The following is a 12,550-nucleotide window of genomic DNA, read 5'->3' as shown; positions in this document are numbered from 1 at the left end:
ATAAGAGTAGAATAGACATTACCAAAATTGAGTTTTATTAAAAATAGATTAATTCTTTTTGGTATTGTTTAATATATAAAATTAAGGAATAAATCATGAAAAAAATGCAAAAAGGTTTCTCACTTGTTGAGTTAATGGTGGTAATCGCTATTATTGCTATCCTAGCAGCAGTAGCTATACCTATGTATTCTAACTATACTTCTCGTGCACAGATAGGTACAGCTTTAGCATCGATTGGTGGAATAAAGTCAGATATTGCTGAAACAGCTATGACTAAGGGAACTTTAACAGGCGTAGGTTCTGGATCTACTAGCTTAAATGGTGTAGCTTTACCTACTGCGTCAGGTAGCTCATTAAAGTATACATCCACGGTGACAGATGGAGTAATAAATCTGAGTTTAACCGCTCCTGTTACTGGTAATATAACTATGACTCCAACTATGGGTTCTAGTTCTATGACTTGGGCTTGTGCAAGTACTAATATTCCAAGCTCTAAATTACCTAGTCCTTGCTCTGGTACTTAATAAAAATCATATAACTTACTTTTCTTTTCTTTTCTTTTCTTTTCTTTTCTTTTCTTTTCTCTATATAAATTATTAACTTTCTAATTTATACTGAAATAATACTATTTTTAGTATTTATTTTAATTATGGAAAAACTTCATAAAATCAAAAAGTATAAAGGATTTTCAATCACTGAGACAATGCTTGTACTGGCTGTTATTGCGATATTGGCAGTAATAGCTATTCCTTTATACACTAACTATACAACTCGTACAAAAATAGGAGTAGAAATAAATAATCTTGGAGAACTAAGATCTGCAATGGTAATTAAAGCTACTAATGGTGAAGGGGATTACTCAAACCTTCCTAAACCAAGCAATGTGGCTTTAACAGATAACATAGGCACTATAAATCTAGATTTAAGCAATATAGTTTCAGGAGGGTCACTAACCTTTAATCCAATAGGACTTGGTTCTGATGTTGTTCACTGGAAATGCATAAATTCTTCTGGATCGACTTTAACTAGCTATCAACTTCCCTCTGAATGTTCTACTTAATATTTGCTTAAACTATTTTTCAAAAGCTCTCTAGCATGTTTTAGGGTATTCTCTGAGATATCCACCCCTCCTACTATTTTAGCTATTTCAGTTACTCTTTCGTCTAAAGATAATTCAACTATTTTTGATAATGTGTAATCACTTAAATACTCTTTAATAACATGCAAATGAATATCTCCTTGAGCAGCTACCTGAGCTTGATGAGTTATACATAATATTTGTAGCCTCTTAGATAACTCTTTTAAGAGTTTACCCACAATTTCTGCAGTAGCTCCGGAAATACCAACATCAACTTCATCGAATACTAAAGTTGGATAAGATTTCTTCTCTGCTGATACAGCCTGTATTGCCAAACCTATCCTGCTAAGCTCTCCTCCTGATGCTACTTTTTTAACTGGCACCATTCTTTCACCTAGATTCAAATTTGCCACAAATTCACAAGAGTCTAAACCTTTAGCTGTTTTATTTTCTAAAGCTTTGATTTCAACATCAAATTTAGCTTTCGGCATATTTAAAGATCTTATATTATTCTCAACTTGCTTGGAAAAATTCTTAGCAGCTTTTTGTCTAGATATTGATATTTCATTAGCATAATTAAAATACTGTTTTTCTAATATATCTTTCTCTTCTAAAAGCTTTTTCAGTCCCTCATTTTCTTGAGAAATACTATCAAGCTCATCTTGTAATTCTCTAATATAGCTATAGAGATAATTAGGTTCAACTTTATGTTTTCTTGCTACTTCATATATAGCCGACATCCTTTGCTCTATCTTTACTAACTCTTCAGGATTCTGCTCTATACTATCTAAAATAGATTTAGCATCATCATACCCTTCCTGCGCATAAACTTTAGTTTGAGAAATTAGATCATATAAATTTTTAATATCTTTATTCTCACTAAATTTTGATAAGTTTCTTTCTAATTCAGTAATTATTGATATGACATTTTGCTCAGAATCATATAACCCTTCACAAACTGAACTTAACGCATAAACCTTATCATCTATACTCGATAAATCTTTTTGTTTTTCTACTAAATCATCAAATTCAGTTTCTAATAAGTCTAAAGCAATAAGCTCATCTAATTTATACTCTAAAAGCTCTTTATGATTCTTTTTTGTTTCTACAACCATTTCAGCTTCAACTATCTTTTCATCAACTTTTTGCAGCTCAGAAAAAACTTTAGCAACCTTTTTTAGCAAATCAGAATTATTTGCAAAACTATCAAGTAAACTAAGTTGTACTTTGGTATCTAGTAAATCTTGATGCGAGTTTTGGCTATATATATTTATCAAATTATCTGAGACTCTCTTAACTTCGGCGGCTTTAACTACAGTTCCATTAATGAATAATCGACTTTGTTCATTTTTTACTACTCTTCTTATAGTACACTCCCCTAAGTCCTCTATAAAAAGCTCTTCTAAAATCCTTTTTACTTTTTCATTATCTCTAATATCAAAGATAGCTAATACTTCTGTAATCTCACCATCATTAAGAAATGTTTTCTCTAATCTTGTACCAAGCACAAAACTAAGAGCATCAATAAGAATTGACTTCCCAGCACCTGTTTCACCAGTAACTACTGTCATTCCATCCTTAAAATCTATCTCTGTAGATTTTATTATTGCAAAATTTTTAATCGCTAGATGTTGTAGCATATTGAAATATAACCCAGAAACATTTTAACTCTAATATTATATAGTTTTTTTATAAAAAATTAATTACATATAAACCTTATTGTATGAAACACAACCAACAATAACTTAAACTTTGATAATAATTAACTGATCTAAAAAAGATATTAAATTATTAAGCTTTATTTATAACTTTACAATTCTCTAACTATTGAAAATATATTATAATCACAACATATATTGTTACATAAAAGTAATTTACAACTAAAAAGGAGAAGCTATATGCAACTTTCTAAAAGAGTTCAGGCGATGCAACAATCACCTGTGAGGAAACTTGTGCCATTCGCTGAACAAGCAAAAAAGAAAGGGAAAAAAGTCTATCATTTAAATATTGGTCAGCCAGATATTAAAACTCCAAAAGAGTTTATGGAAGCTGTTAGAAATTATGATAGCGAAGTTATAGCATATTCTTTTTCAAATGGTGAACCTAGTCTAATTAAAGCTATTTCTGAGTACTACAAAAGATTTGGTATTACTTATAATGAAGATGAAATCTTAATTACAAATGGTGGATCTGAAGCTCTTATATTTGCAGTTGTTGCAACATGTGATGCTGGCGAAGAAATACTAGTTCCTGAACCATTCTATACAAACTATAATGGTTTCACTACTGGAGTTAACGTTTCAATAAACCCTATCACAACAACTGCTGAAAATGGATTCCATCTACCTTCAAAAGAAGAAATTTTAGCTAGAGTAACTCCTAAAACAAGAGCTATTATGATTTCTAACCCAGGTAACCCTACGGGTGTTGTTTACTCTAAAGAGGAATTAGAAATACTTGCAGAAGTTGCTAAAGAAAAAAATCTTTGGATTATATCTGATGAAGTTTATCGTGAATTTACTTATGATGGTTTAACTTGCACATCTTTTGGTAACATAAAAGGTGTTGAAGACAGAGTAATTATTGTTGACTCAGTATCAAAAAGATATAGTGCTTGTGGTGCTAGAATAGGTTCTTTATGCTCTAAAAATAAAGACTTCATAAAAGAAGTTATCAAATTATGTCAATCTAGATTATGCGTACCTACTTTAGAACAACTTGGTGCTGCAGCTCTATATAAAGTTGAGCAAAAATATCTTGATGATGTGAATAAAGAATACATGAAAAGAAGAGATATAACTTTTGATGTATTATCAAAAATTAATGGTGTTGTGTGTAAAAAACCTACCGGTGCTTTTTATATTATTGCTAAACTACCAATAGATGATGCTGAGAAATTTGCATTATGGATGCTTCAAGAGTTCGACGACAATGGTGATACAGTCATGTTTTCTCCAGTTGCTGACTTTTATGCAACAAAAGGTTTAGGTAAAGATGAGGTAAGAATTGCTTACATCTTAGAAGAGAAGGATCTTATAAGAGCTATGGAACTACTAAAAAAAGGTCTAGAAGCTTATATTAAAGTTAATAAATAATTTTAAAAACGTTGTAATTTCACAAAGGAGACTTAAAATATGAATGCTCAACAGTATATTGATAAAGTAATAGCTGAAGTTGAAAAAAGAGACTCTCATGAAAAAGAGTTTATCCAAGCGGTAAAAGAAGTTCTTCACACTTTGAAGCCAGCTCTAGAAAAAAATCCTAAATATATTAAAGAGAATATCCTTGAAAGAATCGTTGAACCTGAAAGAGGAATTACTTTTAGAGTTCCATGGATTGATAAAGATGGAAACGTTCAAGTAAACAGAGGTTATAGATATCAATTTAACGGAGCTATTGGTCCTTATAAAGGTGGTATAAGATTCCACCCTAGCGTATATTCTGGAATTATCAAATTCTTAGGTTTTGAACAAATCTTCAAAAATAGTTTAACAACACTTCCTATGGGTGGTGGTAAAGGTGGTTCTGATTTTGATCCAAAAGGTAAAACTGATGCTGAAATCATGAACTTCTGCCAAAGCTTCATGACAGAGTTACAAAGACACATTGGACCAGACGTTGACGTTCCTGCTGGTGATATTGGTGTTGGTGGTAAAGAAATTGGTTATATGTATGGTCAATACAGAAGAATCCGTGGCGCTTTTGAGAATGGTGTATTAACTGGTAAATCTTTAGAGTCAGGCGGAAGCTTAATTCGTCCTGAAGCTACTGGTTATGGTGCTGTATTCTTCTTAGACGAAATGTTAAGACATGCTGGTGACTCTATCCAAGGTAAAACTGTAGTTGTATCTGGATATGGAAACGTATCATGGGGAGTATGTAAGAAAATAGCTCAATTAGGTGGTAAAGTCGTTACTATATCTGGTTCTAAAGGTTATGTATATGATCCAACAGGTATTACAACTGATGAGAAGATCGACTTCTTATTAAAAATCCGTAATGGCGAAGTTTCTATGGAAGACTATGCTCATAAATTTGGTGCTACTTGGCATGCAGGTGAAAAACCTTGGGGCGTAAAAGCTGACATCGCTATCCCTTCTGCTACTCAAAATGAAATTGATGTTGATGATGTTAAGAAACTTATCAAAGGCGGTGTTAAATACATCGTTGAAGCATCTAACATGCCAACAACAAATGAAGCTATTGAGTTTGCGATGAGCAAAGGTGTAATTCTTGCTCCAGGTAAAGCTGCAAATGCTGGTGGAGTTGCTACTTCTGGTTTAGAAATGTGTCAAAACTCTGCTAGACTTTCTTGGACTGCTGAAGAAGTTGAAGCTAAGTTACGTCAAATCATGGGTAATATTTTCAATGCTTGTAAAAATGCTAGTGAAAAATATGGTCTTGGTTATAACTTAGTAGCTGGTGCAAACCTTGCTGGTTTTGAAAAAGTTGCTGAAGCGATGATTCAACAAGGTAGATATTAATAAAACTCTCTATATATCATCTCACCTACTAATCTGTAGGTGATATTTTCTCTATAAAAAATAATTCAAAATTATTATCTTTTTATTTTCATTGATTTAAAAAATATTGTGTACAATTATCAATATCAAAAATTTCTTTTAAAAGTAAATTGTCCAATTACGATGTAATAATTATAGGTGCTGGTGCTGCGGGTCTTATGTGTGCCATAGAGGCCGGTAAGAAAAATCGTAAGGTACTTGTGCTAGACCATGCTAATAAAGTAGGTAAGAAAATTCTAATGTCTGGTGGTGGACGTTGTAATTTCACTAATTATAATATCGCTCCTGACAAGTATCTTTCTAACAATCCTCATTTTATGAAATCTGCTATCAAAAGATATACTCAATGGGACTTTATAGGCTTAGTAAATGAATATTCAATTGCATATCATGAAAAAACCTTAGGACAATTATTTTGCGATAATAAAGCTAAAGATATCGTTAATATGCTTTTATCTGAATGTGACAAATATAATGTTGAAATAAAGTTAGAAACAAAAATTAATAAAGTATATAAAGAACAGTCTAATTTTCTCATAATAACAGAATCTCAAGACTATAGCTGTGAATCTCTTGTCATAGCTACAGGTGGATTATCTATCCCAACTATGGGAGCAACCGGCTTTGGCTATAAAATAGCAAAACAGTTTGGTTTAACTGTGCATCCATATAGAGCTGGATTAGTACCATTTATTTTCAATAATAAAGACCTTGAAAAATATTCGAATTTAAAAGGCATATCTATTTTCTGTAATGTTTATAATGATCGTGCTAGTTTTGATGAGAATATACTTTTCACGCACAAAGGCCTAAGTGGCCCTGCTATATTACAAATATCTTCTTATTGGCTGGAAGGAGAAGAAATAACTATAAACTTATCTCCTTCTACAAATATTAAATCCTTTTTAGAAGAGGAGAAAAATAGAGGCTCAAAAGTAAGCTTAAAAAACACATTAGCAAAACTCTTTCCTAAAAATTTTATAACTACATTTTTCTTAGCAGAGCTTCTGGATAAAAGCATTCCTAACCTATCACAAAAAGATATAGATTTTATTAATGACTCTTTACATAGTTGGAAATTAAAACCTAAAACAACAGAAGGCTATAAAACAGCAGAAGTAACTCTAGGTGGAGTATGCTGTAATGAATTGTCATCTAAGACAATGGAATCTGAAAAAATAAAAGGTCTATTTTTTATAGGTGAAGTTGTTGATGTAACAGGTTGGCTTGGAGGATATAATTTTCAATGGGCATGGGCATCAGGATGGGCTTCTGGGCAAGTTGTATAAGCAAATAATCTAATATATAATCAAACCATGGAGTTTTTGTTTCTTAAACTATGAAGATCCCTAGAGAGAAAGAGCTAGCTATAAAAAGAGCTATAATTCAATGTATAGAAAAAAATGAAAGTGCTGCTAAATTGGCTGATGATCTTGGTATTTCTAAAAGTACTATATATAAATATAGAAAAGCCCTAGTTGATCAAGGCTTTCTTATTAAAGAGTCAGATGGGTCATTTAGTACAGTTGAAAATAAATACTCAACAAAACAAAGCAAGAAACCCAAAATGCATACTTTAGATCTTTCTTTCAATGAGAGTCCTGAAAGTGACTTAGAAGAAACACCTAAAGAAAATATAGAAGAAACACCTAAAGAAAATATAGAAGAAACACTAAAACGAGAGGAAGTAGAATTAATTATTAAAGAAGACTTTTCTAGACTAGAAACTATAGATAGTGAGTTTGATAATGAAAATACTGGTTTAATCAAAAAGATTTTTAATAAATTTAGAAGAAGTTAACTTTAAACTTTAAATATATTTCTCAAAAACTTTACTACATAAACTAAAGTAAAACAAATACCACCAAGAATCATACCCCCTACTATACTTCCTAAATATAGTGGTTTCCAAAAATCATATATATGATCAATCATATAAGCTGCATAGCTTTGCCAATCAATAACATTAATCTTGATATTAAGCATATAACAGCCAAATAAGTAGTTAGTAAAGTATATTGGAAGCCATGTAACAGGATTACTTAACCAGACGCAAATAAGAGTTATAGGAATGTTTGCTCTGAAATACACAGACATAACAACTGCGGGTATCATTTGAAATGGCATGGGTATCATCATCCAGAACATACCAATCATTAATGCCCTAGCAATAGACCCATAACTAAACGACCAAAACTTTTTATTTAATAACCTAGCCTGAATAAAAGAAAGACCTCTAGTATTAGCCACCGTCTTTTTTAACTTAATGACCTTACGAGCCCTTTTAATATTCATCTGCTGATATATGAAATAAAAGTAATTTTACATAACAACATATTTAACTTAAACTAATTTCAGTTATTAGAATGAAATATTTAGATATGAAAAAACAAACAATATTAATTACTGGATGCTCCCATGGTGGAATTGGCTATGCAACTGCTAAATACCTTAAAGATTTAGGACATACTGTTTTTGCATCTGCTAGACAACAAAAAGATGTTGATTTACTTATATCAGAAGGCTTTGACACTTATCTTATAAATGTAAATAATGAAGAACAAATAAATAGAGCTTTTGATGAAATACTTATTAAAACTGATGGAAAGCTTGATGTCTTATTTAATAATGCTGGCTACGGGCAAGCTGGTGCCCTTGAAGATATCCCTACGAAATATTTAAAAGAACAATTCGAGACTAATGTATTTGCCTTACATAATCTAACTTGTAAAGCTCTAAAAATCATGAGAAAACAAGGACATGGTAAAATCATACAACATAGTTCAGTCCTTGGACTTATCTCACTAAAATATCGCGGTGCCTATAATGCTAGTAAATATGCTGTGGAAGGCTTAGCTGACACTATGAGACTGGAATTAAGAGGCTCTAATATTTTTATGAGCACGTTAAATACAGGTCCTATCACTAGTAAATTTAGAGAAAATTCTCTTAAAACAGTAGAAAATGTAGAATTTGAAACTTCAATACATAAAGAAGAATATCAAAAGCTACTTGAAGGAATTCGTAAAAAGGTTCCTTTTAAAGAAGAGACTACATCTGTAGCAAAGGTTGTTGAAGAAATAGTTAATTCAAAAAAACCTAAACCACGATACTATATAACAAAAGCAACTTGGTTAATGGCTATATTTAAAAGAATATTACCTAGCTGTATAGCTGATAGCTTTTTTAACAAATGGTAATAAAACATATGAAAAATATAATCAAAACTCTTTTTATTTTAATTTTAATATTTCCAAATTTTTTATTTTCTTATAATTACAGCAAGGATAATCCTGAGTATTTACTAGAAACTAATCTATATGACTTATCATACAAAACTCAAATGGCTGATATTGTTATGCTTGGAGACTCAATAACCTTTCGTGTAAATTGGGAAGAGCTTTTAGGAACAGAGAACTCTACTATAGTCAATAGAGGGATTAACGGTGATACAACTGTTGGCTTTTTACATAGGCTAAATAATATTTATAAATTAAAACCAAAGAAAGTCTTCATAATGGGAGGAATAAATGACATTATTCTTAACCTTGATATTAATGATACTTTTAATAATTACAAAAATATAATACTTGCGCTTCAAAAAAATAATATAAAGCCAATAGTTCAGAGCACACTATATACAAAATATGAAAAGTTTAATATCAAAGTTACAATATTAAATAAACTCCTAAAAGAGTTTTGTACTAAAGAAAATATAATATATATTGATTTAAATTCAAAAATTTCAAACAATAGCTCAATTATTAATGACTATTCTACAGATGGTATCCACTTAAACTATAAAGGATATAATATATGGAGAAGTGAATTAGAAAAATATATTGATTAAATTATTTCCTCAATTTATATAACAACCAGCCTACTACAATAAATATTGCTGGCCCTAAAATTAACTCTAATTCATAAATTGCTATCTCTGAAAAAGTAGTTAATGACTCTGGTGGTTGAAAACTAAATACTATTCCAAGAAGTGTTGAGACAAAAACTAACAAACCAAATAAATATTTTAATTTACTATTTATCAGCTTTATATAGGCGACGACCATATATAAATAAGGTATAAAATAAAGGACTGTTGCCATCAATATTAATGCTTGATACATAACATCAACAGATGGTAAAAAATTAGTTAGTAAGACTATTATTGTTACTAAAATACCCATAAATACCAAAGCATTTTTAGGGGAATCATATTTATTAGTCTTATGTAACCACTCAGGTAAAATTCCTTTAGGAGTACACTTAAAAAACATGACTACTGGAGCCAATAACCAAATACTAACTGCTGCAAATTCTGCAAATGTTAATAAAAATGCCATTAGTTTTGGAAACCAAGCTAAATCGAACCTTTGACCAATAATCTCAAAAGCTTCCATAAGTCCTGAAGCACTATTTATATTATCTGGTGCAGCAACCAAATTTAACGCTATTGTTCCTAATATATATAGTCCAAATAGGATAAATGCCGCTGTCATCAAACCATAATATAGATTCTTCTTAGCATCTTTAACTGAGTTAGCAAATGTAGGTATTATTTCTATACCAGCCATAGCAAACATTATTATAGTTAGAGTAGATAGGTTATTCCAAACACTATCATGAGGAAGAAAACTAGCCGCAGAAAAATCTGTGGCGCTTTTACCTGCTATAAAATATGCAGTAAAACCTAATACTATAATAGTAATAGCTGGAATAAATGACCCTAGCACCCCACCTATATCAACCAAATACTTATTAGCTTTTAAACCATAGAAACTAACAAATGTAACTAACCAAAAAGCAGTTAGTACAACTATAGTTATATAATAATTATTAGTTATAAGATCCGGCCTACCTATGAAATAAGCAAAATTTGTCGCCAAAAATATTAATACTGCGGGATAATAGAAAATTGTATTTATCCAATAAAGCCAAGCTACTATAAACCCTGATTTTTCTCCTAACGCTCTAGTAGTCCAAGCATAAAGACCTCCTTCATCAGGATATTTTCTTGATAGCTGTACTGCCATTACAACGAGCGGGAAGAAAAAAACTAAAGCTCCTAATATCCAAAAGAATATAGCTGATGCTCCTAAACATGCTGCTACAGGTATCCATCTAATACCAAAATTAGCTGTAACAGCCATGATAGTTACATCTTTAAAACCTAAGACTTTATTATCGGAATTAACTGTACCCATAAAAATAGAATAAAAAATTATTATTTATAAGGTACAGTTTATAATTATTTCAGCTATAGAACTATAAATTTTAGAAAAGATAAAGAGATTTAAAGTTTCGAATTTATTACATCATTCCTGGCATACCACCCATGCCACCCATAGGCATAGCTGGAGCATCTTCTTTAATCTCAGCAACCATTGCTTCAGTAGTGATCATAAGACCAGCAATTGATGCTGCATGTTGTAAAGCTGAACGAGTTACTTTAGTAGGATCTAAGATTCCCATCTCAACCATATCACCATAAGTATCATTTGCTGCGTTATAACCGTAGTTACCTTCTTTTAATTTTACTTCATTAACAACTACAGAGCTTTCTCCACCAGCATTAGAAACTATCTGTCTCAATGGAGCTTCAATAGCTCTTCTTAATAACAAAATACCGTGGTTTTGATCTTCATTATCACCTTTTAAGTTATCTAAAGCTTTTTGCGCTCTTATAAAAGCAACTCCACCACCAGGAACTATACCTTCTTCAACGGCAGCTCTTGTAGCATGTAAAGCATCATCAACACGATCTTTCTTCTCTTTCATTTCAGTTTCTGTAATAGCGCCTACTCTGATTACAGCTACACCACCAGAAAGCTTAGCAAGTCTTTCTTGAAGTTTTTCACGATCATAATCAGAAGATACTTCCTCAATGTTTGCTTTAATTTGAGATACTCTAGCTTTGATCGCATTTGAGTCACCAGCACCATCAATAATAGTTGTATCTTCTTTAGAAACTTGTACTCTACTAGCAGTACCTAAATGCTCCATACCAGCTTCTTCAAGTTTCATACCAAGCTCTTCAGAAATGACTGTAGCACCTGTTAAAACAGCTATATCTTCTAACATAGCTTTACGACGATCACCAAAACCTGGAGCTTTAACAGCACATACTTTAACAACACCACGCATATTGTTAACTACTAAAGTAGCTAAAGCTTCACTTTCAACATCTTCTGCAATTATTAAAAGAGCTTTACCTGATTTAGAAACGCCTTCTAATACTGGAAGTAAATCACGGATATTAGCTATTTTCTTATCTACAACTAAAATATATGGACTTTCTAAGTCTGTAGTCATGTTTTCTTGGTTTGTTGCAAAATATGGAGATAAATAACCTCTGTCAAATTGCATACCTTCTACAACATCTAGCTCATCTTCAAAGCCTTTGCCTTCTTCTACAGTGATAACGCCTTCTTTACCAACCTTAGCCATAGCATCGGCAATGATCTTACCAACAGTTGCATCAGAGTTAGCAGAAATAGTACCAACCTGCTCGATTGATTTAGAATCAGAACAAGGCTTTGATAAAACTTTTAACTCTTCAACTAATTTAGCTGCTGCTTTATCTATACCTCTTTTTAAATCCATAGGGTTCATACCCGCTGCAACTGCCTTTAAGCCATCAGTTAATAGAGCTTGAGCAAGTACAGTAGCCGTAGTAGTACCATCACCAGCAACATCTGCTGTTTTAGATGCTACTTCTTTAACTATTTGAGCACCCATATTTTCAAACTTATCTTCTAACTCAATTTCTTTAGCTACAGAAACGCCATCTTTAGTAATAGTTGGAGCTCCATAAGCTTTATCTAATACGACATTACGTCCTTTTGGTCCTAATGTTACTCTAACAGCATTCGCTAAAGTATTAACACCATCTAACATTTTTGCACGAGCTTCATCTGAAAATAAAACTTGTTTAGCTGCCATTTTTTTCTCC

Annotated in this window: 12 protein-coding genes; 8 read left to right on the top strand and 4 right to left on the bottom strand. The window is 31.6% G+C overall.

Features of this window, described 5'->3' with window-relative positions; all coding sequences use genetic code 11:
* Nucleotides 1-95 precede the first annotated feature (95 nt).
* Together DNK87_RS05525 and DNK87_RS05520 are read left to right on the top strand one after the other, a co-directional pair.
* On the top strand, nucleotides 96-524 hold the full coding sequence (locus DNK87_RS05525) for a pilin (RefSeq protein WP_154401828.1): 429 nt from the start codon (nucleotides 96-98) through the stop codon (nucleotides 522-524).
* Between the two features lie 125 nt (nucleotides 525-649).
* A complete protein-coding gene (locus DNK87_RS05520) occupies nucleotides 650-1,060 on the top strand; it encodes a pilin (RefSeq protein ID WP_119329886.1) in 411 nt (136 codons plus the stop codon).
* Here DNK87_RS05520 and recN read toward each other — a convergent pair.
* Nucleotides 1,057-2,718 (bottom strand): DNA repair protein RecN, encoded by a 1,662-nt coding sequence (recN, locus tag DNK87_RS05515; RefSeq protein WP_119329885.1) that lies wholly within the window; start codon nucleotides 2,716-2,718, stop codon nucleotides 1,057-1,059. The two genes, DNK87_RS05520 and recN, sit on opposite strands and share 4 nt — an antisense overlap.
* A gap of 258 nt (nucleotides 2,719-2,976) precedes the next feature.
* Between recN and DNK87_RS05510 the strand changes: the two genes are divergently transcribed.
* From DNK87_RS05510 to DNK87_RS05495, 4 genes are all read left to right on the top strand, one after another.
* Nucleotides 2,977-4,173 carry a pyridoxal phosphate-dependent aminotransferase gene (locus DNK87_RS05510; protein WP_119329884.1) on the top strand — a complete coding sequence of 399 codons (1,197 nt, stop codon included), beginning with the start codon at nucleotides 2,977-2,979 and terminating at the stop codon, nucleotides 4,171-4,173.
* A 39-nt stretch (nucleotides 4,174-4,212) separates the two neighbouring features.
* A complete protein-coding gene (gdhA, locus tag DNK87_RS05505; protein WP_119329883.1) occupies nucleotides 4,213-5,562 on the top strand; it encodes an NADP-specific glutamate dehydrogenase in 1,350 nt (449 codons plus the stop codon).
* A gap of 149 nt (nucleotides 5,563-5,711) precedes the next feature.
* The gene (locus tag DNK87_RS05500) at nucleotides 5,712-6,890 is read left to right on the top strand and encodes a BaiN/RdsA family NAD(P)/FAD-dependent oxidoreductase (protein WP_119329882.1); all 1,179 of its coding nucleotides are present in this window, start codon (nucleotides 5,712-5,714) and stop codon (nucleotides 6,888-6,890) included.
* A 50-nt stretch (nucleotides 6,891-6,940) separates the two neighbouring features.
* Nucleotides 6,941-7,402, top strand: coding sequence for an FTL_1293 family small RNA FtrC-regulated protein (locus tag DNK87_RS05495; RefSeq protein ID WP_119329881.1), 462 nt, complete (start codon nucleotides 6,941-6,943; stop codon nucleotides 7,400-7,402).
* 2 nt (nucleotides 7,403-7,404) lie between these two features.
* Here the strand turns inward: DNK87_RS05495 and DNK87_RS05490 are convergent, their stop codons facing one another.
* On the bottom strand, nucleotides 7,405-7,896 hold the full coding sequence (locus DNK87_RS05490; RefSeq protein WP_119329880.1) for a DUF2062 domain-containing protein: 492 nt from the start codon (nucleotides 7,894-7,896) through the stop codon (nucleotides 7,405-7,407).
* 71 nt (nucleotides 7,897-7,967) lie between these two features.
* Here DNK87_RS05490 and DNK87_RS05485 point away from each other — a divergent pair, with 71 nt between their 5' ends.
* Both DNK87_RS05485 and DNK87_RS05480 read left to right on the top strand, forming a co-directional pair.
* Nucleotides 7,968-8,801, top strand: coding sequence for an SDR family NAD(P)-dependent oxidoreductase (locus DNK87_RS05485; RefSeq protein WP_162523386.1), 834 nt, complete (start codon nucleotides 7,968-7,970; stop codon nucleotides 8,799-8,801).
* 8 nt (nucleotides 8,802-8,809) lie between these two features.
* Nucleotides 8,810-9,451: a GDSL-type esterase/lipase family protein gene (locus DNK87_RS05480; RefSeq protein ID WP_159240231.1), complete on the top strand. Its 642-nt coding sequence runs from the start codon at nucleotides 8,810-8,812 to the stop codon at nucleotides 9,449-9,451.
* Between the two features lies 1 nt (nucleotide 9,452).
* Here DNK87_RS05480 and DNK87_RS05475 read toward each other — a convergent pair whose 3' ends face one another.
* Both DNK87_RS05475 and groL read right to left on the bottom strand, forming a co-directional pair.
* Nucleotides 9,453-10,802 (bottom strand): APC family permease, encoded by a 1,350-nt coding sequence (locus tag DNK87_RS05475; RefSeq protein ID WP_119329878.1) that lies wholly within the window; start codon nucleotides 10,800-10,802, stop codon nucleotides 9,453-9,455.
* A 106-nt stretch (nucleotides 10,803-10,908) separates the two neighbouring features.
* Nucleotides 10,909-12,540, bottom strand: a complete 1,632-nt coding sequence (groL, locus tag DNK87_RS05470) for a chaperonin GroEL (protein ID WP_071663097.1) — start codon at nucleotides 12,538-12,540, stop codon at nucleotides 10,909-10,911.
* Nucleotides 12,541-12,550: the final 10 nt, after the last annotated feature.

It is taken from the genome of Pseudofrancisella aestuarii (assembly GCF_003574475.2).
GTDB classification, from domain to species: Bacteria; Pseudomonadota; Gammaproteobacteria; order Francisellales; family Francisellaceae; genus Francisella; species Francisella aestuarii.
Note: the sequence above shows the minus strand (reverse complement) of the source record. Positions and strands in the feature narration are given on the sequence as shown.

What these genes read in the sequence shown, in the direction of transcription:
- DNK87_RS05525 (WP_154401828.1), top strand. Translation starts at nt 96, where the DNA reads ATGAAAAAAATGCAAAAAGGTTTCTCACTTGTTGAGTTAATGGTGGTA.
- DNK87_RS05520 (WP_119329886.1), top strand. Translation starts at nt 650, where the DNA reads ATGGAAAAACTTCATAAAATCAAAAAGTATAAAGGATTTTCAATCACT.
- recN (WP_119329885.1), bottom strand. Translation starts at nt 2,718, where the DNA reads ATGCTACAACATCTAGCGATTAAAAATTTTGCAATAATAAAATCTACA.
- DNK87_RS05510 (WP_119329884.1), top strand. Translation starts at nt 2,977, where the DNA reads ATGCAACTTTCTAAAAGAGTTCAGGCGATGCAACAATCACCTGTGAGG.
- gdhA (WP_119329883.1), top strand. Translation starts at nt 4,213, where the DNA reads ATGAATGCTCAACAGTATATTGATAAAGTAATAGCTGAAGTTGAAAAA.
- DNK87_RS05495 (WP_119329881.1), top strand. Translation starts at nt 6,941, where the DNA reads ATGAAGATCCCTAGAGAGAAAGAGCTAGCTATAAAAAGAGCTATAATT.
- DNK87_RS05490 (WP_119329880.1), bottom strand. Translation starts at nt 7,896, where the DNA reads ATGAATATTAAAAGGGCTCGTAAGGTCATTAAGTTAAAAAAGACGGTG.
- DNK87_RS05485 (WP_162523386.1), top strand. Translation starts at nt 7,968, where the DNA reads ATGAAATATTTAGATATGAAAAAACAAACAATATTAATTACTGGATGC.
- DNK87_RS05480 (WP_159240231.1), top strand. Translation starts at nt 8,810, where the DNA reads ATGAAAAATATAATCAAAACTCTTTTTATTTTAATTTTAATATTTCCA.
- DNK87_RS05475 (WP_119329878.1), bottom strand. Translation starts at nt 10,802, where the DNA reads ATGGGTACAGTTAATTCCGATAATAAAGTCTTAGGTTTTAAAGATGTA.
- groL (WP_071663097.1), bottom strand. Translation starts at nt 12,540, where the DNA reads ATGGCAGCTAAACAAGTTTTATTTTCAGATGAAGCTCGTGCAAAAATG.